The 21,912-nt window shown below is 60.3% G+C and carries 21 protein-coding genes; 9 read left to right on the plus strand and 12 right to left on the minus strand.

The window, feature by feature from the left end:
* Positions 1 to 4: 4 nt before the first annotated feature.
* From ACZ5A6_RS09540 to petA, 5 genes are all read right to left on the minus strand, one after another.
* Positions 5 to 547, minus strand: coding sequence for an adenine phosphoribosyltransferase (locus tag ACZ5A6_RS09540; RefSeq protein ID WP_013636601.1), 543 nt, complete (start codon positions 545 to 547; stop codon positions 5 to 7).
* Positions 548 to 637: 90 nt separating this feature from the next.
* A complete protein-coding gene (locus tag ACZ5A6_RS09545; protein ID WP_025594158.1) occupies positions 638 to 1,030 on the minus strand; it encodes a GFA family protein in 393 nt (130 codons plus the stop codon).
* Between the two features lie 79 nt (positions 1,031 to 1,109).
* On the minus strand, positions 1,110 to 1,994 hold the full coding sequence (locus ACZ5A6_RS09550; protein ID WP_003513510.1) for a cytochrome c1: 885 nt from the start codon (positions 1,992 to 1,994) through the stop codon (positions 1,110 to 1,112).
* Between the two features lie 22 nt (positions 1,995 to 2,016).
* On the minus strand, positions 2,017 to 3,342 hold the full coding sequence (locus ACZ5A6_RS09555; protein ID WP_003513512.1) for a cytochrome b: 1,326 nt from the start codon (positions 3,340 to 3,342) through the stop codon (positions 2,017 to 2,019).
* 14 nt (positions 3,343 to 3,356) lie between these two features.
* Positions 3,357 to 3,935 carry a ubiquinol-cytochrome c reductase iron-sulfur subunit gene (gene petA, locus ACZ5A6_RS09560; RefSeq protein ID WP_003513514.1) on the minus strand — a complete coding sequence of 193 codons (579 nt, stop codon included), beginning with the start codon at positions 3,933 to 3,935 and terminating at the stop codon, positions 3,357 to 3,359.
* A 310-nt stretch (positions 3,936 to 4,245) separates the two neighbouring features.
* On the opposite strand from petA, the gene ACZ5A6_RS09565 reads away from it, so the two are divergent.
* Entirely contained in the window at positions 4,246 to 5,178 is a 933-nt protein-coding gene (locus ACZ5A6_RS09565; RefSeq protein WP_003513516.1) for an endonuclease/exonuclease/phosphatase family protein, read from the plus strand.
* A gap of 13 nt (positions 5,179 to 5,191) precedes the next feature.
* Here ACZ5A6_RS09565 and ACZ5A6_RS09570 read toward each other — a convergent pair whose 3' ends face one another.
* The 3 genes from ACZ5A6_RS09570 to ACZ5A6_RS09580 form a co-directional block, all read right to left on the minus strand.
* Entirely contained in the window at positions 5,192 to 7,168 is a 1,977-nt protein-coding gene (locus tag ACZ5A6_RS09570; RefSeq protein ID WP_003513518.1) for an ABC transporter ATP-binding protein, read from the minus strand.
* A gap of 253 nt (positions 7,169 to 7,421) precedes the next feature.
* Entirely contained in the window at positions 7,422 to 9,272 is a 1,851-nt protein-coding gene (locus ACZ5A6_RS09575; RefSeq protein WP_174061039.1) for an ABC transporter ATP-binding protein, read from the minus strand.
* Positions 9,273 to 9,654: 382 nt separating this feature from the next.
* Positions 9,655 to 9,810, minus strand: a complete 156-nt coding sequence (locus ACZ5A6_RS09580) for a hypothetical protein (RefSeq protein ID WP_162993579.1) — start codon at positions 9,808 to 9,810, stop codon at positions 9,655 to 9,657.
* Between the two features lie 225 nt (positions 9,811 to 10,035).
* Here ACZ5A6_RS09580 and ACZ5A6_RS09585 point away from each other — a divergent pair, with 225 nt between their 5' ends.
* Positions 10,036 to 10,509, plus strand: a complete 474-nt coding sequence (locus tag ACZ5A6_RS09585; RefSeq protein WP_003513525.1) for a tRNA (cytidine(34)-2'-O)-methyltransferase — start codon at positions 10,036 to 10,038, stop codon at positions 10,507 to 10,509.
* Positions 10,510 to 10,681: 172 nt separating this feature from the next.
* On the plus strand, positions 10,682 to 12,334 hold the full coding sequence (locus tag ACZ5A6_RS09590; protein WP_464110918.1) for a Na/Pi cotransporter family protein: 1,653 nt from the start codon (positions 10,682 to 10,684) through the stop codon (positions 12,332 to 12,334).
* A gap of 3 nt (positions 12,335 to 12,337) precedes the next feature.
* Here the strand turns inward: ACZ5A6_RS09590 and ACZ5A6_RS09595 are convergent, their stop codons facing one another.
* Entirely contained in the window at positions 12,338 to 12,613 is a 276-nt protein-coding gene (locus tag ACZ5A6_RS09595) for a hypothetical protein (RefSeq protein ID WP_003513530.1), read from the minus strand.
* Positions 12,614 to 12,742: 129 nt separating this feature from the next.
* On the opposite strand from ACZ5A6_RS09595, the gene hemF reads away from it, so the two are divergent.
* The 3 genes from hemF (at position 12,743) to ACZ5A6_RS09610 (ending at position 14,348) form a co-directional block, all read left to right on the plus strand.
* On the plus strand, positions 12,743 to 13,654 hold the full coding sequence (gene hemF, locus ACZ5A6_RS09600) for an oxygen-dependent coproporphyrinogen oxidase (protein WP_111803779.1): 912 nt from the start codon (positions 12,743 to 12,745) through the stop codon (positions 13,652 to 13,654).
* 122 nt (positions 13,655 to 13,776) lie between these two features.
* Positions 13,777 to 14,043 carry a hypothetical protein gene (locus ACZ5A6_RS09605; protein WP_111790668.1) on the plus strand — a complete coding sequence of 89 codons (267 nt, stop codon included), beginning with the start codon at positions 13,777 to 13,779 and terminating at the stop codon, positions 14,041 to 14,043.
* A gap of 119 nt (positions 14,044 to 14,162) precedes the next feature.
* Positions 14,163 to 14,348, plus strand: a complete 186-nt coding sequence (locus ACZ5A6_RS09610) for a DUF1059 domain-containing protein (protein ID WP_003513537.1) — start codon at positions 14,163 to 14,165, stop codon at positions 14,346 to 14,348.
* 26 nt (positions 14,349 to 14,374) lie between these two features.
* On the opposite strand, the gene ACZ5A6_RS09615 is transcribed toward ACZ5A6_RS09610, so the two are convergent.
* Genes ACZ5A6_RS09615 through ACZ5A6_RS09625 form a run of 3 tightly spaced genes read right to left on the minus strand, consistent with a single transcriptional unit; the run spans position 14,375 to position 16,892 of the window.
* Positions 14,375 to 15,631 carry a CCA tRNA nucleotidyltransferase gene (locus ACZ5A6_RS09615; RefSeq protein WP_174061038.1) on the minus strand — a complete coding sequence of 419 codons (1,257 nt, stop codon included), beginning with the start codon at positions 15,629 to 15,631 and terminating at the stop codon, positions 14,375 to 14,377.
* Positions 15,628 to 16,266: an NUDIX hydrolase gene (locus ACZ5A6_RS09620; RefSeq protein ID WP_174061037.1), complete on the minus strand. Its 639-nt coding sequence runs from the start codon at positions 16,264 to 16,266 to the stop codon at positions 15,628 to 15,630. The genes ACZ5A6_RS09615 and ACZ5A6_RS09620 overlap by 4 nt, the downstream gene beginning before the upstream one ends.
* Positions 16,263 to 16,892 carry a DUF1285 domain-containing protein gene (locus ACZ5A6_RS09625; protein WP_013636611.1) on the minus strand — a complete coding sequence of 210 codons (630 nt, stop codon included), beginning with the start codon at positions 16,890 to 16,892 and terminating at the stop codon, positions 16,263 to 16,265. The genes ACZ5A6_RS09620 and ACZ5A6_RS09625 overlap by 4 nt, the downstream gene beginning before the upstream one ends.
* 175 nt (positions 16,893 to 17,067) lie before the next feature.
* Between ACZ5A6_RS09625 and ACZ5A6_RS09630 the strand changes: the two genes are divergently transcribed.
* The 3 genes from ACZ5A6_RS09630 (at position 17,068) to ACZ5A6_RS09640 (ending at position 21,911) form a co-directional block, all read left to right on the plus strand.
* A complete protein-coding gene (locus tag ACZ5A6_RS09630; RefSeq protein ID WP_003513541.1) occupies positions 17,068 to 18,078 on the plus strand; it encodes an AAA family ATPase in 1,011 nt (336 codons plus the stop codon).
* Positions 18,079 to 18,189: 111 nt separating this feature from the next.
* Positions 18,190 to 19,104, plus strand: a complete 915-nt coding sequence (locus ACZ5A6_RS09635; RefSeq protein ID WP_174061036.1) for a DUF58 domain-containing protein — start codon at positions 18,190 to 18,192, stop codon at positions 19,102 to 19,104.
* A complete protein-coding gene (locus ACZ5A6_RS09640) occupies positions 19,101 to 21,911 on the plus strand; it encodes a DUF4159 domain-containing protein (protein ID WP_174061035.1) in 2,811 nt (936 codons plus the stop codon). The genes ACZ5A6_RS09635 and ACZ5A6_RS09640 overlap by 4 nt, the downstream gene beginning before the upstream one ends.
* The last annotated feature ends 1 nt before the right edge of the window (position 21,912 follow it).

Here is a 21,912-nt window from a genome sequence, read left to right on the forward strand (position 1 = left end):
GGCCTCAATGCCCCGAAAACTCCACCAGTGTCCGCACTTCCACACCGAGGGCTTCCAGCTTCCTGCGGCCGCCGAGATCGGGCAGATCGATGACGAAGCAGGCCGAAACGATTTCCGCGCCCATCTGCCGCAAGAGCTTGACCGCGCCTTCGGCGGTGCCGCCGGTCGCGATCAGGTCGTCGACCAGAATGACCTTTTCGCCCGGCTGCACGGCGTCCACATGCATTTCCATCTCGTCAACGCCGTATTCAAGGCTGTAGGCCACGCGCACGGTGGTGTGCGGCAACTTGCCTTTCTTGCGGATAGGCACGAAACCGGCGGAAAGCTGGTGCGCCACCGCTCCGCCCAGAATGAAGCCACGCGCTTCCATGCCGGCGATCTTGTCGATCTTCGTCCCCGCATAGGGCTGCACAAGCTCGTCCACGGCACGGCGGAAAGCGCGCGGATTGCCAAGCAGAGTCGTGATGTCCCTGAAGATGATGCCCGGCTTCGGATAGTCGGGAATGGAGCGGATGGCAGCGGAAAGCTCCGAAGCGATAACGGTCATGGTATTTCCAGTTAGATTGGGAAATGGATCAGAAGGTTCGGGCCACCCTATCAACTTGGTGGCTGCGGACCAACTAAAAAGGACCGCCGCTCATTCCTGCCCCGACATTCCCTCGATCCGCGCCCAGACTGGGCATACATCCGCGAAGGAATGCGACAGAGGCCTTAGCGCCTCGTCATTTCTGTCGTCAAAAGAGCCGGAAACGAGGGCGACAGTCGGTACATCGTCGATGGCGCCAAGCGTGCTGCCGCAGACTGCGCAAAACGCACGGCTGGAATAATCTGAAGACCGGAAAACCATGGGCGCACCGCCCTCTCCCGTCCAGACCACTGCATCGCTCGCAAACTCCACCCAGGCAAGGCTGGAAGCGCCGGAATGCCGCTGGCAGATATCGCAGGAGCAGCTGTGCGGATTGCCGGGTTCACCCGTGGCCTCGAAACGGACGGAACCGCACAGGCAGCCACCGCTCCGGACTTTCGCCATTTCTCATCCTCCTTCGACACATGAAAAGGCCCCCAGGGCAGGACCATGGGGGCCAATGATTGCAGGCATTTGAAGCCGCTCAATGTTCCTTGTTGGCGTAGACCGATTTCTTGGTGAGATAGATCAGCGCCGTGAAGATGAACAGGAACACCATGACCATGAAGCCGGTGCGCTTGCGTGCTTCCAGATGCGGTTCTGCGGCCCACATCAGGAAAGCGGACACGTCCTTGGAATATTGATCCACCGTCTGCGGCGCACCGTCGTCGTAAGTCACCTGATCGGCGCTGATCGGCGGCGCCATCTTCAGCGCCACGGCACTGGCGAAATACGGGTTGAAATGCGTGCCTTCCGACACTTCAACGCCGGCAGGCGCGTCCTGGTATCCGGTCAGCAGCGCATGGATGTAGTCCGGGCCGCCTTCCTGATAACCGCCGATGATCGGAATCATGTCGATGACGAACTGCGGAAAGCCACGCTCCACGCCGCGCGCCTTGGCAAGCAGCGACATGTCCGGTGGTGCAGCTCCGCCATTGGCAGCAGCAGCCGCTTCGTGGTTCGGGAATGGCGAGGGGAAATGGTCGGAAGGCACAGCCTTGCGATTATACATTTCGCCGTCGGCGTTCGGCCCGTCCTGCACTTCATATTCCGCAGCAAAGGCCTTCACCTGCTCTTCCGAATAACCGAGATCGCCCAGCGTGCGGAAGGAAACGAGGCTCATCGAATGGCAGGCAGAGCAGACTTCCTTGTAGACCTTCAGGCCGCGCTGCAGCTGGCCCTTGTCGTATTTGCCGAAAGGTCCGGCAAAAGACCAGCTCTGCTCCTCGGGCTTGATGACCGGGAAGTGACCGCCGGCGATCGCATGCTCGGTCTTGGTGGCGAGATCGTGGCTCTCCTCCGCCGCAAAAGCGGCGGCGGAACAGCCGATGGCAGCGATAAGCGCGATGCTCGTTACAAGCTTCTTCATTGTCGTCATCCTTCCTTCGCGCTCAGACTTGGGCGGCCGCTGGCGCGGCAGTCTTCTTGGCGGCGTTCTTTTCCAGAACGGCCTCGGTAATCGAATTCGGAATACGCCGCGGCGTTTCGACCAGACCGAGGATCGGCATGATGACGAGGAAGAAACCGAAGTAATAGAACGTACCAAGCTGCGAAAAGCCGACGTAGTTGCCTTTGATATCGCCTCCGAAGAGCAGGCCGAGCAGGCCGCTACCTTCCGCAGGGCGCGAACCCAGCCAACCAAGTATGATGGCGTTGACCACGAACAGCCAGAAGAACAGCTTGTACCAGGGACGATAGACGGCGGAGCGAACCTTCGACGTATCGAGCCAGGGCAGGAAGAACAGCACGATGATCGCGCCGAACATGACGAGAACGCCACCGAGCTTGGAATCGATCGGCCCGATGTTGACGGTGACAGCGCGCAGCATCGCGTAGAACGGCAGGTAATACCATTCGGGCACGATATGCGCCGGTGTCTTCAAAGGATCCGCCATGATGTAGTTATCAGGGTGGCCGAGGAAGTTCGGCATGTAGAAGACGAACCACGCATAAGCGATGAGGAACACCGAAACACCGAGCGCATCCTTCAGCGTCGCATAGGGCGTGAAGGGCACCGTATCGGTCTTGCTCTTCACTTCCACACCGGTCGGATTGGTCTGGCCGGTCACATGCAGCGCCCAGATATGCAGGATGACGACACCCGCAATCATGAACGGAAGCAGGTAGTGGAGCGCGAAGAAGCGGTTGAGCGTCGGATTGTCCACCGCAAAGCCGCCGAGCAGGAACTGCTGGATCCACTCACCTATGCCCGGGAAAGCCGTGAAGAAGCCGGTGATAACAGTTGCACCCCAGAAGGACATCTGACCCCAGGGAAGCACGTAGCCCATGAAGCCCGTCGCCATCATCAAGAGATAGATCACACAGCCGAGAATCCAGAGGATTTCGCGTGGCGCCTTGTAGGAGCCGTAATAAAGTCCACGGGCGATGTGCAGGTAAACCGCGATGAAGAAGAACGATGCACCGTTGGCGTGCATGTAGCGCAACAGCCAGCCGTGGTTGACGTCGCGCATGATCTTTTCGACGGAATTGAAGGCAACCGTCGTTTCAGCGGCGTAATGCATGGCAAGCACGACGCCGGTGAGGATCTGCACGATCAGCATGACAGCCAGCATCGCGCCAAATGTGTAGGCGTAGTTCAGATTACGCGGGACAGGATAGGCAACGAAGCTGTCATAGATCATGCGCGGCAAGGGAAGCCGCGAATCGATCCACCTCTCGATGCCGGTGGACGGCTGATAACTGGAATGACCACTCATAAATATCTGTCCCCTTATCCGATCTTGATCACAGTATCGGATGTGAATGCAAATGTCGGGATGGCGAGGTTCTGCGGCGCCGGACCCTTACGTATGCGGCCCGCCGTATCGTAATGCGAGCCATGGCAGGGACAGAACCAACCGCCGAAATCGCCGGCCTGGCCGAGCGGAACGCAACCGAGATGGGTGCAGGAACCGATCATGACGATCCAGTTTTCTTTGCCCTGACCGGCGGAACGGTCAATGTCCGTCGCCTGCGCGTCGGGGGCAATGTTGGCGTTGCGCGCCACCGGATCCTTGAGATCGGCAAGAGCGACCGCATTGGCTTCGCCGATTTCCTTTTCCGTGCGGTTACGGATGAAAATCGGCTTGCCGCGCCACTTCACGGTCAGCGACATGCCCGGCTCGACCGCCGCGACGTTCACCTCGATGGAGGCAAGCGCCAGCGTCGATGCGTCTGGACGCATCTGGTCGATAAAGGGCCATGCCACTGCGGCGGCACCAACGGCGCCCGTCATTCCGGTTACTAGATAAAGAAAATCGCGACGGGTCGGTTCACCCGAGGCGTCGTGATTGGTTACGTGCTCGCTCACCGCTACACCATCCTCTGCGCTGTTTTTGCCGTAAATCGCATGAGTCCTCCCGCTATGATTTGATCCAAGACAATCTCCGTCCCACCGTCTCGGTCATCCTCGCGGCGTTTGAGAAACCGCGTCATTCTGTTTGATCGCAAAATATTGACTGACTTGGCAAGAGCAAAGCACACAAAGCTGCCGTAATTCTGCCAGAAGGGGCGGATTTGTTTCTCATTTTTTCCTGAGCCCCGGCAAGCGGGCAACATTGTGCCCACCCTTGCGGCATGTTACGAGACATCAAGGGAGAGCTTGGAAAGCAGGGATTCGGATGACGGCGAAGCTCTCGTGCATGGTCTCCACGGTCGTGGCTGCCGTACTTTTCATCGCCAGCCTGCGTTATGTGACGGATTTCTGGCTTTTAGCCTTCGTCACCAGTTTCCAGCTTCACATCGCCTTCGTCTGTATCCTGCTGTCATGCCTGGTATTTTGGCTGACGCGTGACGCGATTTCCGCTTTCCTCATCATCTGGTCGCTTGCACTCGCCATCCACGCCGTCGCCATGCTCATGGAATTCTCGACAAGCGCCAATGCGGCACCTGGCGCCAGACCCTTCCGGCTGTTGTCCTTCAACGTATTGATGGATAACGCCGCCAATGCGGATGCGATTGCCGACAGGATTCTCGAATCAGACGCGGATGCTGTCTATCTGTTCGAGGCGGCTGCGCTGGAATCGGTTCTGCCGCGTCTGCAGCAAACCTACCCCCACAGGCTTGGCTGCTATGCGGGAACACCGACCTGTGATCTTTTGATCCTGTCGAAGCGGCCGCTGCTGGAGGGCCGTTTCCATAGCCTCAGCGACCTGCGCCGCGACCGTTTCGCCATCGCCAGCATCGAGTTCGACGGCACGAAGCTGACGCTCGCCGCAGGTCACATCACCAAACCCTATTTCGACGACTATCACCGGGACGAGCTGGACGAAGTCAGCGAAATTCTCTTTCGCGTTACCGGGCCGCTCATTCTGGCCGGAGATTTCAATTCGGCCAGCATCGCTCCCGACATGCGCGACTTCCTCGCCGCCAACGACCTGAAGAAAGCGCCATGGGAACCCGCCACATGGCCGACGAAGGCAGGTCGCTTCGGCATCGCCATCGACCATATCTTCGCCCGCGAACCGGCCACGCTCTTGAAAACCACCCGTCTCCCCGACAGCCTCGGTTCCAATCATTTCGGCCTGATGGCGGATTTCATGATCGGGAAATAGCTGCCGAAAGACCCTATTGGGCCGCCTCGTCCACAGCAAGGAAGCCGCCCGACTGTCGCGCCCAGAGTTCCGAATAAAGTCTGCCCTGCGAGACGAGATCTGAATGGCTGCCCTGCTCGACGATACGGCCCTGATCCATGACGATCAGCCGGTCGAGAGCAGCAATTGTTGACAGACGGTGGGCGATGGCCAGCACTGTCTTGCCCTGCATCAACTCATCCAGATTGCTCTGGATCGCCGCTTCTACTTCCGAATCAAGCGCAGACGTCGCCTCGTCGAGGACGAGGATCGGCGCATCCTTCAGCATCACGCGGGCAATGGCGATGCGCTGGCGCTGGCCTCCGGACAACTTCACGCCGCGTTCGCCGACATGCGCGTCGAAACCCGTGCGGCCGCGCTGGTCTTCCAGCCGTGCAATGAACTCATCCGCCTTGGCCCGGCGCGTCGCCTCCAGCAATTGCGCTTCGGTGGCATCCGTGCGCCCGAACATGATGTTGTCTCTGATAGAACGGTGCAGCAGCGATGTATCCTGCGTGACCATGCCGATATGGGCGCGCAGTGATTCCTGGGTGACCTTGGCTATATCCTGCCCATCAATGAGGATGCGGCCTTTCTCGACATCGTAAAACCGCAGCAGCAGATTGACGAGGGTGGATTTGCCCGCGCCGGAGCGTCCGACGATGCCGACCTTCTCCCCCGCCTTGATATCGAGATTAAGATTGTCGATGACCCCGTTCGCCCGCCCATAATGGAAGCTGACGTTTTCGAAGCGGATACTTGGACTTTTCACGTCCAGCACTGTCGCATCCGGCGCGTCCACAAGGCCGATCGGCTGCGAAATCAGTTCCGCCGCATTCTGCACCGTGCCGAAATTGCGCATGATGCCGTTGAACTGCGTCATCAATCGCCCGAGCAGGAAGTTGAGGCGCAGAACCAGTGCCAGCGTGAAGGCGACAGCGCCGGAACTGATCTTGCCGGACAGCCAAAGGTCGATACACAGCGCCGCCATCGACGTGATCATCACACCAGACAGCAGCGCCATCGAGGCGCGCACACCGGTGATGAACCGCGTGAACGTCATCGTTGCGTTCTGGAAGATATCGAAGCCCTGCCGCATGTAGCGGTCATTGGCATCGTCGCGCCCGAACAGCCTGAGCGTCTGGATATTGCTGTATGCATCCACCATCCGGCCGGAAAGCATGGAGGCTGCCTCCGCCGTTTCTTTCGAATGGGAGCGGATGCGCGGCACGAAATAACGCGCCAGCAGCGAAAAGATCAGCACCCAGACGAGGACGACGACGGCAAGCCGCCAGTCCAGTCCGCCGATCAGCAGCAGCATCGAGACGGAGTAGATGCCGACGAACCAGACGCTTTCCATCAGCGAGGTGACAAGATCGCCTGCCGCCTGCCCGCCCGACCAGACCTTGGTAACGATGCGGCCGGAAAAATCATTCTGGAAAAAAGTCAGCGATTGCCGCGCCACATGCATATAGGATTGCCAGCGCACCAGATTGTAAAAGCCGGGCGTGATGATCTGTTGGTCCACCAGCGCGGTCACCATGGTGACGATAAAACGCACGATGCCGATCAACACCAGCATGCCGACGAGTTCGCCGCCATGGGCTGCCAGCAGTCCAGCCCAGCCCTCTTCCGGCTTGACGGTCGAGAGAATGTCGACCAGCCGCCCGACGAACCAGAAAAGCGCAGCCTCAATGGCAGCCGTCAACCCGCCCAGCACCAGCATGGCAAGAAACGGCGCCTTGGCCTGCGAGATATAGAACCAGATGAAACCGGACGTCTTTTCCGGCGGCCGCAAATCGTCCTTTCGGGCGAAGGGCTTTATCCAGTTCTCGAAAAACTCGAAGATGCGGGTAATGACCATGATCCGGATATAGGCGGATTCCCGGAGCGGGAACAGCCGCAGAGCGTTCGGGAAGAGATTATATTTCGGTAACGTTCGGGAAATGAAAAAGGGCGAAGAATGTTCCACCGGCCTCTGGATAGATCCACCTGGATTTTGCGCACTCGCAGCATCCTCACTCCGTCACCAAGGACTAGATCCGGGGTAAAGCGCGATTCAAGTCTTTGATCGCGGGAGACTCCAGTCACGGCGCAGACGCGCCGTGACTGGAAACCGGCTCAAGGCCGGTATGACGGAGGAGAGGTTTAACTCGCCTACATAGATAAACGCGAACCGCAAACGAAAGGGCGGGAAACCATGCTTCCCGCCCGTCGAGCTCTCCTTACTCGGCAGCCACTTCCGCCTCGTGGTCGGCTATGAAGCCGCCGGACTGGCGCCGCCATAGATCGGCATAGATACCGCCCATCGCCGCCAGTTCCGCATGGCTGCCCGATTCCACGATCTGGCCCTTGTCGAGGATGATGAGCCGGTCCATTTCGGTCAGCGTCGACAGGCGGTGCGCGATCGCGATCACCGTCTTGCCTTCCATCAGCGAGAACAGGTTTTCCTGAATCGCCGCCTCGACTTCCGAGTCGAGCGCCGAGGTCGCTTCATCAAGCACCAGGATCGGCGCGTTCTTGAGGAACACGCGGGCAATGGCGATACGCTGACGCTGGCCACCGGACAGCTTTACACCGCGTTCGCCCACCTGGGCATCGAGACCCTGGCGGCCATGCATATCGACAAGCGTTTCCACGAAGTCCCAGGCATTCGCCCGCTTTGCCGCCGCGATCACCTGCTCGTCGGTGGCCTCGGGATGGCCATAGGCGATGTTGTCGCGGATCGAACGGTGCAGCAGCGAAGTATCCTGCGTCACCACACCAATCAACTCGCGCAGGCTGTCCTGCGACACCTTGGAGATGTCCTGTCCGTCGATGGTGATCTTGCCCGCTTCCAGATCGTAGAAGCGCAGAAGCAGGTTCATCAGCGTCGTCTTGCCCGCACCGGAACGCCCGACCAACCCGACCTTCTCGCCAGGCTTGATATCCAGCGTCAGCCCGTCGATCACGCCCTTGTTCTTGCCGTAGTGGAAGCGGACGTTATCATAACGGATCGCGCCCTGCGGTGCCGCAAGCTGAGGCGCCTTCGGAGCATCGACGATGTCGTGCGGCTTCGTCATCATCGACATGCCGTCATAGACGGTGCCGATGTTTTCGAACAGCGAGGTGACTTCCCACATGATCCATTGCGACATGCCGTTGACGCGCATGGCAAGGCTTATGGCAATGGCAACCGAGCCGGCCGTGACCGAACCCTGCATCCAGAAATAAAGACCGAGCGAGGCCGTGGAAAACAGCACGACCGCATTGTTGAGGTCGATCAGGATGTTGAAGCCGGAAATCTTGCGCATCTGGCGGTGAACGGTTCCGAGAAACACGTTCATGCCCTCACGCGCATATCTTTCCTCGCGGCCCGCATGCGAAAACAGCTTGATCGTCGAGATGTTTGTATAGCTGTCGACGATACGCCCCGTCATCATCGAGCGCGCATCGGCCTGCTCCTGTGCGAGCCGGCCGAGCTTCGGCACGAAATAGGTGAGGATACCCATATAGATGCCGAGCCACACCAGCAGCGGAATGACCAGCCTCCAGTCTGCGGCCGCAACCATGAACAGCATCGAGACGACGAAGCTGATAGCGTAGACGAACACGTCGATCACCTTCAGCGCCACTTCGCGGATCGCCAGCGCCGTCTGCATCACCTTGGTCGAAACCCGGCCTGCAAATTCGTTGGCAAAAAAGTTCATGGAGTGGCGCAGCAGGAAACGATGCATCTTCCAGCGCGCGATCATGCCGAAATTGCCGGCAAGCGTCTGGTGCATCGTCATGGTGTGGATAGCGCCCATCAGTGGCAGCAGGAAGAGCACCAGCCCAGCCATGACCATCAGATGCCAGCCCTCATCGGCAAAAAACGTCTCGCGATTGGCCGTGGAAAGCCAGTCAACGACGCTGCCGAGGAATTTGTAGAGCATGGCCTCCGCAACGGCGATGCCCATGGACATCAGGCCGAGCAGCAGGAGCCACGGCCATGCGGGCTGCACATAATGCCACACGAACGGCAAAAGCTTCTTCGGCGGCACAGACGGCGCCGAAGAGGGAAAAGGATCAAGGCGTTTTTCAAACCAGCCAAACATAGGCCAAGCTCCGGCAAGCAATCGCCCCATCGTGAAACGTGAGCAAACGCAAATATGGCTCACGACGGAACAGAAAAGTATTGGATATGGCCGCAACAGCCACATGACGAATCAGACTATGGGAAACGCGGTCGAACCGCGGGGGTAACACCTAGGCCAGCAGCAGCACTACTGGGGCCGGGAGGCGAATACGAATGTCATTTTGCATCAGAACCTCCCTAGCTGGTGTTGAAGATGTCGCCTTGTAGCGCAAAAATTAATCGTTGACCAGCCGCAAAGATGCCGAACGCGTCAGAAAAGCTCTCGATTGCGACCAATTCTGCCGAACGGGCGGAGATGACCCGCGAAGGTCTCCGCCCGTCGTGATGCCTGGATGCACAGCTTACTCGGTGGCGTCCTGCGCCTGCCCGAGCGCCTTGATCTGCGCCAGAGTATCGGCCAGCGTGGCCGAGGTGTCGGAATAAAGATCATCGTCCTGCACCTGCGGATTGCCCACATGCAGATCGGTCAAATGGACGAAATTCGCCCGTTCGGACATGATATCTTCCTGTTTTTGCTGCGCGGAATCCGGATCGAAACAACGCCGATCCGACGCAACCGGATGTGCCGGATCGGCCTGACGACACGTTGGTTAATGGGTAGCCCGACTGTGTGTCACGCGAATGAATACGGCACTCTTCGAAACGGTCTTCTCGGGCTGCATCTGTCACAAACCCGCCGCCCGTGATAAGCGCTCCGGCATTCCAAACGCGGTGAGAAGACCATGAGCGATATCAGACCCGAAATCAGGATTGCCCTCTACCAGCCGGATATTCCTGGCAATACCGGCACGATCCTGCGGCTGGCGGCCTGTCTCGGCCTCGGCGTCGATATCATCGAGCCGGCAGGTTTCGATATTTCCGACCGAAACCTGAAAAGGGCAGGCATGGATTATATCGCAGCGGCGGCGCTGACACGCCACGTCAGCTGGGACCGGTTTGAGGAGTGGCGCGCAACCACCGGCCGCCGCCTCGTTCTCGCCTCCACCAAGGCCGCCCTGCCCTATACGAAAATCGCCTATCGCCACGACGACATCCTGCTTTTCGGCCGTGAAAGTGCTGGTGTGCCGGACCACGTGCATGAAAAGGCGCAGGAGCGAATCATCATCCCGATGGTCGAGGGGCAGCGCTCCATCAACGTCGCAATGTCCGCCGCGATGATCACCGGCGAGGCTTTGCGCCAGACCGCATGGTCGTAAGCGCCTTTTTTAACGCCATTTTTTCGTGCAAATACAAAAATTGACCGTTTTTGCTTCAAAACTGTCGCAACCCGGCCTGTACCGAAGGCTTTCAGGCTCCTATACTTATTAGCCGGACAACAAAAATCGCCCTCGCCGCAACCATCCGCCGGCGGGTGTGAGGAGACGTCGCATGCAATCCACCATTGTCATCGTCAACCTTCTCGGCGCAGTCGCGCTGCTGCTCTTTGGTCTTGCCCAGGTCAAGGATGGGGTTACCCGTGCCTTCGGCATGAAACTGCGAAGTGTATTGGCGACGGGCACCCAGAGCGGCCCGCGTTCCTTCTTTTCCGGCTTTTTCGCCACTGTCGCGCTGCAAAGCTCGACGGCAACCGCGCTTACCGTCGCCTCCTTCGCAGAACGCGATCTCATAAAGCCGCGCATGGCGCAGGTCGTGCTGCTCGGCGCCAATGTCGGCACCGCCGTCACCGCCTGGATTGTCGCGGCCGGTGTGGAGTGGCTGTCGCCACTGCTGATCCTCTCCGGTATCGTGCTCAAAAAGGGTAGCTCAAACGCCCGACAAGGTGGCGGAACCGCGGTCATCGGCATCGGCCTGATGCTTCTGTCATTGCATCTGTTGAGCGGCGCGACCGAACCGATGCGTGCCTCGCCAGCCCTTGGCGTCTTCATCGGTCTGCTTGATGGCGCATGGCCCGTCGCGTTGATCTTCTCCGCCGTGCTGGCCTTCGTCTCCTCCTCCAGCCTCGCTGTCGTGGTGCTTATCCTGTCGCTTGCTGCTACCGGCACGCTGTCCGCCGGTCTCATCATCGTTCTCATTCTCGGCGCCAATCTCGGCGGCGCCATTCCGCCGGTCATCGCCACGCTCTCCGGCCCGGCCTCGGCGCGGCGCATCACCATCGGCAACCTTGTGGTGCGCACCATCGGCTGCCTCATCGCCATGCCACTCGCATCCTATGGCGCAACGCTTTTGCAGCAATTGCCGCTTTCGCCCGCCAAATTGCCTGTTGATGCGCATCTCATCTTCAATGTCATTCTGGCAGCGGTTGCCTGGCCGTTCTCAGCCCTCATATCCGACCTGATGGCAAAGCTGGTGCCGGGCGATCCGAAAGCCGAAGATGGCCCGAATTTCCTCGATCAGCAGGCGCTGGATACGCCTGTTGTGGCGCTCGCCAATGCCACGCGTGAGGTCTTGAGCGTCGGCGATGCTATCGAGCGCATGCTGATCCGCGCCGAAAACGCCTTCAAGCATAATGATCTGGCACCCCTTCAGGAAGTGTCCCTGCTCGAAAAGAAGGTCGATCACCGTCAGCAGGAGGTGAAGGTCTATCTTTCCCAACTGGGGCGCAAAGGGCTTGCAGACGACGAAGCGCGCCGTTCGATCGCCATCATCGATTACGCGATCAATCTCGAACATATCGGCGACATCATCGAAAAAGGCATTTGCGAGCAGATCCGCAAGAAAGTGCTGAACAGCTTCAAATTTTCCGACGACGGTTATGAGGAGCTGAAGACGCTGTTCGACATGACAATCGAAAATCTGCGGGCTGCCCAGAGCATTCTGGTGACCGGCGATTTCGATCTCGCCCGCCGGCTGATGGAAAGCAAGGTGGATATACGCCGCCTCGAAAAACAGTCGTCCAACCGCCATCTGGAGCGGCTGCGCGATGGGCTGACGGAAAGCATGCAGACGAGTTCACTGCATCTCGACATGCTGCGCGACCTGAAGCGCATAAACGCCCATATCGTGTCTGTTGCCCATCCCATTCTGGATGAAAGCGGCGTTTTGATTGAAAGCCGCCTGCGTTACGCCGAACCGCGTGCTTAAAGCTTAGTCTGCCGAAGGAAGCCGCCGCATGGTGAATTCGATGCGGTCGCCTTCCAGCTGCCGCCAGCTTTCCACTTCGGTCCAATAGGCGGCCTTCGGAAAACTGTCGAACCACTCGCGCGCCTTGGCACGGGCTTCTTCACGGTTGAGACAAAAGGTCTGCCGCACGAACATGCCGTTGCGCATCGGATCGCCGCCGTCACTTTCACGCGCCTTGCGGTGATTGGCGATCCTGCGCTTCAGCCCGTCCAGGGGCGGCGGTCCGGCAAATTTCGTCATGATATTCACCTCTGGCACCTACATCGCTAAAGATAGTGCCCGCATGTGAACTTGGCGAGTCGAATTTGTGCGCAAGGCCAGCACCTGCTAGATGCGACAGGGAATCGACTTCACCAAAGGAGAACATGCATGGAACGGCCATCTTTGCCGAAGGGCTTGCCCGAGGACATAGAAGACAAGAAGGCCGCCGCCCAGGCCTGGTTCCAGCATCTGCGCGACACCATCGTTGCCTCCTTCGAAACCCTTGAAGACGAGCTGAGCGGCCCGCTCGCCGATCAGGAACCGGGACGCTTCGTGCAGAAGGACTGGCTGCGCGACAATGGCGCGGGCGGCGGCGGCAAGATGTCGATGATGGAGGGCCGCGTCTTCGAAAAGGTCGGCGTCCACACCTCCACCGTCTATGGTGAGTTCTCGCCGGAATTCCGCCAGCAGATACCGGGCGCGGAAGAAGACCCGAGCTTCTGGGCCTCGGGCATTTCGCTGATCGCCCATCCGGTCAATCCCAATGTGCCGGCTGTTCATATGAATACCCGCATGGTCGTCACCACCAGCCACTGGTTCGGCGGCGGCGCGGACCTGACGCCCGTGCTTGGACGCCGGCGGACGGAACAGGATCCGGACACCCAGCTTTTCCACCGCGGCTTCGAGATCACCTGTAACCGCCATCCCGTGGCCGACTATCCGCGCTACAAGTCGTGGTGCGACGAGTACTTCTTCCTCAAGCACCGCAACGAGCCGCGCGGCACCGGCGGCATCTTTTTCGACTGGCTGCACCCGGAAGAGGAAAAGGGCGGCTGGGACGCCAATTTCGCCTTCGTGCAGGATGTTGGCCGCGCCTTCAACCTGGTCTACCCAAAAATCGTGCGGTCCAACTTTAACCAGCCCTGGACGGAAGAGGACCGCGACGAGCAGCTTATTCGCCGTGGCCGCTATGTGGAATTCAACCTGCTTTACGACCGCGGCACGATCTTCGGCCTCAAGACCGGCGGCAATGTCGAATCGATTCTGTCTTCCCTGCCGCCCGTGGTCCGGTGGCCCTGAAATACTCACGTAAATTTGACGCCCGTCAGGAATTTGGGCGCAAATCGCGCAAATTAGGACTTATGGAAAAATAAAGGCAATGATAATCTCCTGCGTGCAGACGTACTGGAGGAGCTATCGTCATGATTACTTCGAACAGCATGCCTATATCCGCTTCCGCTGAGGGAGCCTCGCATTCCATCGATACCCCTGATTTGATCGACCGCCTGGCAGCGGAAATGCGTGCCACCGGCGATCGCGAACTGCCGCATTCCTTTTATGTCGAACAGGTAAAACGCACGCTTGCCGGAAAAGCGGTGACGCGGGCCGACAATGACGAAATGCCTCGTACAAAAATCCCGGCAGCCGGCACATCCTCTGTTTTCCAGTGCTGGGCGATGCCCGAATAGGGCCTGAACAGGGTCAGCGGACGCCGCTCTGGAACATTAGCGGCGACCGTTCGTTTCTTGTCAGAGGGACAGCAGGCATTTGCAGGCTGTCCCTCTGTCTAAAACAGGGAGGCAAGACCATGAGACTGTTTGAATGTGGAACGCTCGTGCCCGGCTGTGCCTGGCACACCCGCGCGGATGACGACGCGGAAGTCGTGCGCCGCACCGTGGAACATATGCGATCGGCCCACGGCGAAACCATCATTCGCGAAAACATGATCGAAAACATCAAATCCCGCATCCGCGACGAGGCAAATGCGGCCTGAGCCGCAACGCCTCCGGCACTGCGATCTCAATTCTCCAGCATATCTTTCAGCCGGGCGGTCAGCGCTGCCCGGTCTAGCGAGAAATTGACGTCGATCCACTTTTCTTCGAGGCTTTTCAGCACCTCGCCTACCTTCGGACCGGATTCCACGCCCGCGGCCATCACATCAGCGCCGCTTAACGGAAAGCCGGGCTTGTGGAACTTGTTCGCTCTCGTCAGCAGCGTAGAAAGTCGCGCGACTTTCTGCATCGCCGCCTCACCGCCCGAAAGGTCGGCGCGGGCCGAGGCAAGCGCCAGTTTCAGCCGCGTCTTCACACCGTCAACGCCCTGCCGGTAAAGCAGCCGGTCTAGCGCCGTCTCCTTCATCTCTGGATCGATCACCGGCGCGGAAGCCCAGTGGGCAAGATATGCAGCTTCAGCCTTGGACAGCCGCAGCCGCGCAGCAAGCGCCGCTAGCCTCTCCCTGTCGGGCGGCACTATCGCAGCGAGCCGCAGCATCGGGTCAACTGTCCAGCCAAGCGCCTGTTCGGTTGCCACCAGCCCGTGAATGGCGTCGATACCCCATTTTTCCGTTTCGGGAAGAATTTCCGCCAACACGCCGGATTGCCGCATCCACAGCAAGGCGCGGGAGGGATCGCGCGCGGAAAGCAGCTTTTTCAGCTCGCTCCACACCCGCTCGGCCGAGAGCGTCCCCAGCTTGTCCTTGGCTCGCGCACTGGCGCGCAAGCCATCGGCATCGGGACGACCGGAACCATAATGGGCGAAAAAGCGGAAGAAGCGAAGAATCCGCAGATAATCTTCCGAAATCCGCATTGCCGCATCGCCGATGAAACGCACCGTGCCGGTTTCAATGTCGGGAAGGCCATCGATGAGGTCGATGATCTTGCCCTTCTCGTCAGCGTAAAGTGCGTTGATGGTGAGATCGCGCCGTTCGGCATCGATCTGCCAGTCTGTGCCAAAAGCGACCTGCGCATGGCGGCCATTGGTCTCGACATCGCGGCGCAGCGTCGTCACCTCAAAACCTTCGCCGTCGATCACCAGCGTCACCGTACCGTGTTCTATACCGGTCGGTACCGCCTTGATGCCCGCCGCCTTGGCGCGCTCAACCACCACATCGGGGGTAAGCGTCGTCGCCATATCGACATCGACGACCGGTTGTTCCATCAGCGCATTGCGCACGGCGCCGCCGACGATCCGCACCTCGCCGCCATCGGCGTTCAACAGCGCGAAGATGCGCTTCAGCGCCGGCTTTTCAAACCAGTCCCGCCCGGCAAGGCTGCTCATGAATAAAACCTCTCGTAAATCGTCCGCACGATGCCCGCCGTAATGCCCCAAATGTAGCGCTCGCCATAGGGCATTTCGTAGAAAAACCGCTCCTTCCCCTGAAAGATGCGGCTGCCGCGCCCGTGATTGGCTGGGTCCATCAGGAAAGACAGCGGCACCTCGAAAACCTCATCCACTTCCGTGGGATTGAGCGTCAGGTCAAAGCCGGGACGAACGACTGACAGCACCGGCTTGATGCGAAAACCGGTACCGGAAATATAATCCGGCAGACGCCCGACTGTTTCCACGAAAGATCGCGAGAGGCCGATCTCCTCCTCCGTCTCGCGCAGGGCCGCCTCTTCCGGTGTGCGGTCCCCGGCATCGATGCCACCGCCCGGAAAGGAAATCTGGCCGGAATGTTTGCGCAGGGTTGCGGTGCGCTGGGTGAAGATCACCCGCGCTTCGTTGCCGTCGTCGATGACAGGCACCAGCACGGCGGCGTCCTTCAGCCTTATGCCGTTTCCCGAAAGCACCACGCCCGGATTGAGCAGATGATCGCCATTCTCGCGTTCCGCCACGCCCTTGCCTTCCTCCAGCACCCGGCGGCGGAAATCGGCGGCGGTAAAAGTTTCAAGGCGGGTTGTCGTCATTGTCATTGCGAAAGCCGTTCCAGTTCATTGGCGGGCATCACGGGAAAGACAACCCCGCCCGAGCGCACGGCAAACATCTCGACACCGTCCACATCGATCACCTCGCCGAGTGCCACGAGATCATACATCACCGCCCGCGAGACGAGCGCCTCCAGCCTGCCGCGCACCAGAATGTAGGGTTTCAATTCGCGGTTTTCTCCGAAAATCGTAAAGCGTAGCGGATGCTCCGGCCCGGCCTCCACCACATCGCCGACATTGGTGCGGAAGGTCAGCAGCGGCCCGCCATCCTTCTCGCCCGCCGTCACCTTCATCTCGACGGCCACGAAAGGAGCATCCACCACGCGGATGCCGACTTTTTCCACAGGAGTTACAAGATAGGTCTTGCCGTCGTCATCCTTGCGCAGGACCGTGGAAAACAGCCGCACCAGCGGCGCCCGGCCAATGGGCGTACCCATATAGAACCAGGTGCCGTCTGCGCGGATTTCCATGTCGAGATCGCCGCAAAAGGGGGGATTCCAGCGCTCCACCGGCGCAGGTCCACGTTTGGCGTCGCCGGTCTGCTCGGCGGCGCGGGAAATCATCGCCGCAAGCCCTGCTGCATCGCTTGCCGAATTTATCGTCTCCGCTGCCATATTCGAGTCTCGCTTTGCCGATAAGGAAATACTAAGTCACGACATAGTCATTCGAATGGCGCTTGTCAGCGGCCAAGAGAGCAATAAGCTAGTTGCAGCGCGAAATCCGCCCCGGCCAATGGCCATCAAGATTGGGGCAGGAATGGGTCGGCGGCAAAGGTATGAGGAGAGCGACATGGGCGTGATGAATACCGGCGAAACCCTCGACGAAAAAGCCATCGTCGCCTCGGCCGAAAAGGCGCTTTCGGATATTGCCGCGATCCGCGCGGAGGTATCCAAGGTCATCTTCGGCCAGGAAAAAGTGGTGCAGAACACGCTTCTCGCCATACTCTCGGGCGGCCACGCGTTGCTCGTCGGCGTTCCCGGGCTTGCCAAGACCAAGCTCGTCACCACGCTCGGAACGGTTCTCGGGCTCGATGCCAACCGCATCCAGTTCACACCGGACCTCATGCCATCGGATATTCTCGGCTCCGAAGTCATGGATCAGGATGAAAACGGGCGGCGCTCCTTCCGCTTCATAAAAGGTCCGGTGTTTGCGCAATTGCTGATGGCGGATGAAATCAACCGCGCCAGCCCGCGCACGCAGTCCGCACTGCTGCAGGCCATGCAGGAATATCACATCACCATGGCCGGCCAGCGTTACGACCTGCCGAAACCCTTCCACGTTCTCGCAACCCAGAACCCGCTGGAACAGGAAGGCACCTATCCACTGCCTGAAGCGCAGCTTGACCGCTTCCTGCTGCAGGTGGATGTCGGCTATCCCGAGCTTGCCGCCGAACGCCAGATATTGCTCGACACGACAGGCACCGCATCGGGCGAGGCACGCAAGGTTATCGACGCCGAACGCATGATGGAAATCCAGGCCCTCATCCGCCAGATGCCGGTCAGCGACAAGGTTGTGGACGCGATCCTTTCGCTTGTCCGCTCTGCCCGCCCCGGCCACGGCAACAAATTGACCGACAAACACGTTGTCTGGGGCCCGGGTCCCCGCGCCGGCCAGTCCCTGATGCTGACGGCACGCGCCCGCGCGCTTTACGAAGGCAGGCTCGCGCCGTCGCTGGACGATGTCTATGCGCTGGCCGAACCGGTGCTGGAGCACCGCATGGCGCTGACATTCGCCGCCCGCGCCGAAGGCATGTCGGTGCGCGATGTCATCGCAGCCCTTGTGGAGCAGGCGAAGAACTAAGGCATCGGACCGAAAAGTGTGACGCTGTTTTCGGAAAATCCGATGCTCGACAAAAACTCGGAGCGGCCCGCCGCTCTGACATCTGCCTAAGCTTTCTCGAAAGGAGTGCCTGTGGCATCCATCGGCCAGATCGTAGATAAGACACCGGGTAGCGAAGTCCTGGCGCGCGCGCGCCAGCGTGCCGCACTGGTGCCGGGCTGCATGGTCGAAGCCAAGCGCATCGCCAACACCGTCACCGCCGGCTGGCACGGCCGCCGCAAGCGCGGCATTGGCGAGAATTTCTGGCAGTTCCGCCCCTATGCCGAAGGCGAGAGCCTGTCGCGCATCGACTGGCGACGCTCGGCCCGCGACGACCACACCTATGTGCGCGATCGGGAATGGGAAGCTGCCCACACCATCTGGCTGTGGGCCGACATGTCGCCGTCGATGATGTTCAAATCCACCCTCGGCTCCGTTTCCAAGGAAAGCCGCGCATTGGTGCTGATGCTGGCGCTGGCGGAAATCCTTGCGCGCTCGGGCGAGCGCATAGGTTGTCCCGGTATCATGGAGCCCATCTCAGCCAGAAACGCCGCCGAACGTCTGGCTGCCGCCATCATGCACGCGCCGCTCACCACAGGCATGCCGGAAACGGGCATGATCCGCGGTGCAAGCGACATCGTCCTCATAGGCGATTTTCTCGACGATGCGAAAAACGTCATGGAGCGGATTTCGCCACTCGCGCGGCGCGGCTTGCGCGGCCATGTGGTGGAAATCGCCGATCCGGCCGAAGAAACCTTCCCCTATTCGGGCCGCACCGAATTTACCGACCCGGAAACCGGTGAAAAACTCGTCTCCGGCCGCGCGGAAACGATTCGCGAGGATTATACCCGCGCCTATCTCGCCCGCCGCGAAGCGCTGTCTTCTTCGCTGCGCCGTCTAGGCTGGAATTTCGTGTTTCACCGCACCGATCATCTCGCCTCCGAGGCGCTTGTGGCTGTTCACATGTATTTGTCCGGTGCGCCCGCGCAAGGCGGTGGCAACCGATGAGCGCATTGCCCTTCGTCTTCACCAGCCCCTATATTCTCTTCGGCCTTTTGGCATTGCCAGCCATCTGGTGGCTGCTGCGGCTCACCCCGCCGCGCCCCAAGGCGGAAGTTTTTCCGCCGCTGAAAATTCTGGCCACCGTGCTGAAGCGCGAGGAAACGCCCTCGAAAAGCCCGTGGTGGTTGACATTGCTGCGCATGGCGCTCGCCGCCGCCGTGATTTTCGCGCTGGCCGATCCGGTGGTGAACCCCCGCAACAACAGCATTGCCGGCACTGGTCCCCTGGTGCTTGTGGTCGATAATAGCTGGGCCTCCGCAACTGATTGGCAGAGACGCGTCGAAACCGCTCAGGCCCTGATCGGCGATGCGGAAAGGGCCGATCGCCCCGTTTCCATCAGCTTCACCGCAGATGCCGAACATGACGCCGTGCCAGCCACCACGGCGGTGGCGCTGGACAAGCTCGCCGCCGCCAAGCCGAAGCCTCTTGCGCCGGACCGCGTGCGCACGGCGGAAGCCATTACCGAGGCGCTGAACGGCACCTCCCCCGGCACGCTCGCCTATATTGCCGACGGCGTTGCCACCGCGCAGGATGAAAGCGCACTCAAAACGCTGGCCAGCCTCTCAGCTGCCGAGTTCCGCATCGTCACGGGTGATGGGAAATCCATCGCCGCCATTACCGGCGCCACCAACAATGCCGATGCGATGAGCGTCACGCTATCGCGGCTCGACACGGCCTCCCCCAGCCGGTTGACCGTCAATGCGCAGGACAGCCAGGGCCGCATCCTTGCCACTGGCACCGCCAGTTTCGCCCCCGGCGAAGCGGAAACGACGGCGACGGTGGAAGCCCCTTTCGAATTGCGCAACGACTTCGCCCGCCTCTCCATCGAGGCAGTTTCGACGGCGGGCGCGGTGCATCTTCTGGATGACGGTTTCCGCCGCCGCCGCGTGGCGCTGCTGGCCGGTGAAACCGGAAATGATTTCCAGCCGCTGCTGCAGCCGCTTTATTACATCAGCCGCGCCCTTCAGCCTTTTGTCGATCTCATCCCGCAACGACAGGCAGATCTTGCGCAGGCGATCCCGGAAATCCTGCAATCCAATCCTTCCGTCATCGTCATGGCCGATATCGGACGTCTGCCGCAGGAAACCTATGAGCCGATGCAGCGCTGGCTTGCCGCCGGCGGCACGCTGATCCGTTTTGCCGGACCGCGCCTTGCCGCAGCCCCCACCAATGATCCGCTGGTGCCGGTGACGTTGCGGCAGGGTGAACGCGCACTTGGCGGCGCGCTCTCATGGGCCGAGCCACAGCCGCTTGCCGATTTCCCGAATTTCGGCGCCTTTGCCGGAATGCCGAAGGCCGATGGCGTGCTCGTAAAACGGCAGGTTCTGGCCGAACCGACACCGGATCTTGCCGAGCGCACCTGGGCGAGCCTTGCCGACGGCACGCCACTCGTCACCACCCGCAATGTCGAAGCGGGCCGCATCGTGCTGTTCCATGTCAGCGCCGAGGCAAGCTGGTCCGACCTGCCGATATCAGGCCACTTCGTCGATATGTTGCGCCGTATCGTGCAATTGTCCAAGGCAGGCGGTGCTTCCACCTCCGCGAATGCCCCGGCCGCAGCATTACCGCCCTTCCGGCTACTGACGGCCGAAGGTGCTTTGTCAGCCGATGTCGGCTCCGCCCGGCCGTTGGAAATGCGCCCCGGTCAGGCTCCCCGCACCGGTTTCGACAATCCCCCCGGCCTTTACGGCACAGAGGATGGTTTCGTGGCTCTCAATCTTCTACCGGCTGGCGCCACGCTTCGCCCGCTCGATACCTCGCTCGCCGGTGTCAACACCACCAGCGAGGCACTGATCGGCGAAACGGCAAAATCGCTGCGCCCGGCCTTGTTCATCGCCGCCTTCCTGATGTTGATTGCCGACAGTCTCATCGTGCTCTTCATGAACGGCGCCTTCGCACGCCTGCCGAAAGCCCGCAGCGCCACAGCTGCCACCGTGCTGCTGGCCATTGGCGCCTTCGCCGCGATGTCCCCGAGCGATGCGCGCGCCGACGACCCCAAACCCGGTGACGAGCAGATTTTCGAGCGGCTGGACACGACGCATCTCGCCTATGTCCGCACCGGCGAGGACGATGTCGACCGCATTTCCGAACAGGGTTTGCAGGGGTTGAGCGAATTCCTGACCTGGCGCACGACGCTGGAGCCCGGCCGGCCGGTCGGCCTCGACATATCCAAGGATGAATTATCCTTTTACCCGATCATCTACTGGCCGGTGTCGGCCTCCGCCCCCATGCCGTCGAGCGCTGCCATATCGCGTATCGATGCCTATATGCGCGCCGGTGGCACCGTTCTGTTCGACACGCGCGATCAGTTTTCGTCGCTCGACACTGGCGCGACCAGCCCCAATGGCGAACGTTTGCAGGCGATCCTCGCCAATATCGATATTCCGCCGCTGGAGCCCGTGCCGGAAGACCACGTCCTGACGCGGTCTTTCTACCTGCTCACCAATTTCCCCGGCCGTTACAACGGCTCGCCGCTCTGGGTGGAATCGCGCCAGGGGGCGGCAAAGACTACCTCCGGCCTCTCTTCCTCCGGCGATGGCGTGACGCCGATCATGATAACAGGCAATGATTTTGCCGGCGCATGGGCCGTCGATGCGCAGGGCGCACCGGTGCTGCCCACTGTGCCGCCGGACGAGTTGCAGCGCGAACATGCGTTTCGCTCTGGCGTCAACATCATGATGTATATGCTGACCGGCAACTACAAGGCCGATCAGGTACACGTTCCAGCACTTCTCGAACGGTTGGGGCAGTGAC

It is taken from the genome of Agrobacterium sp. 6Ca8 (genome assembly GCF_055382765.1).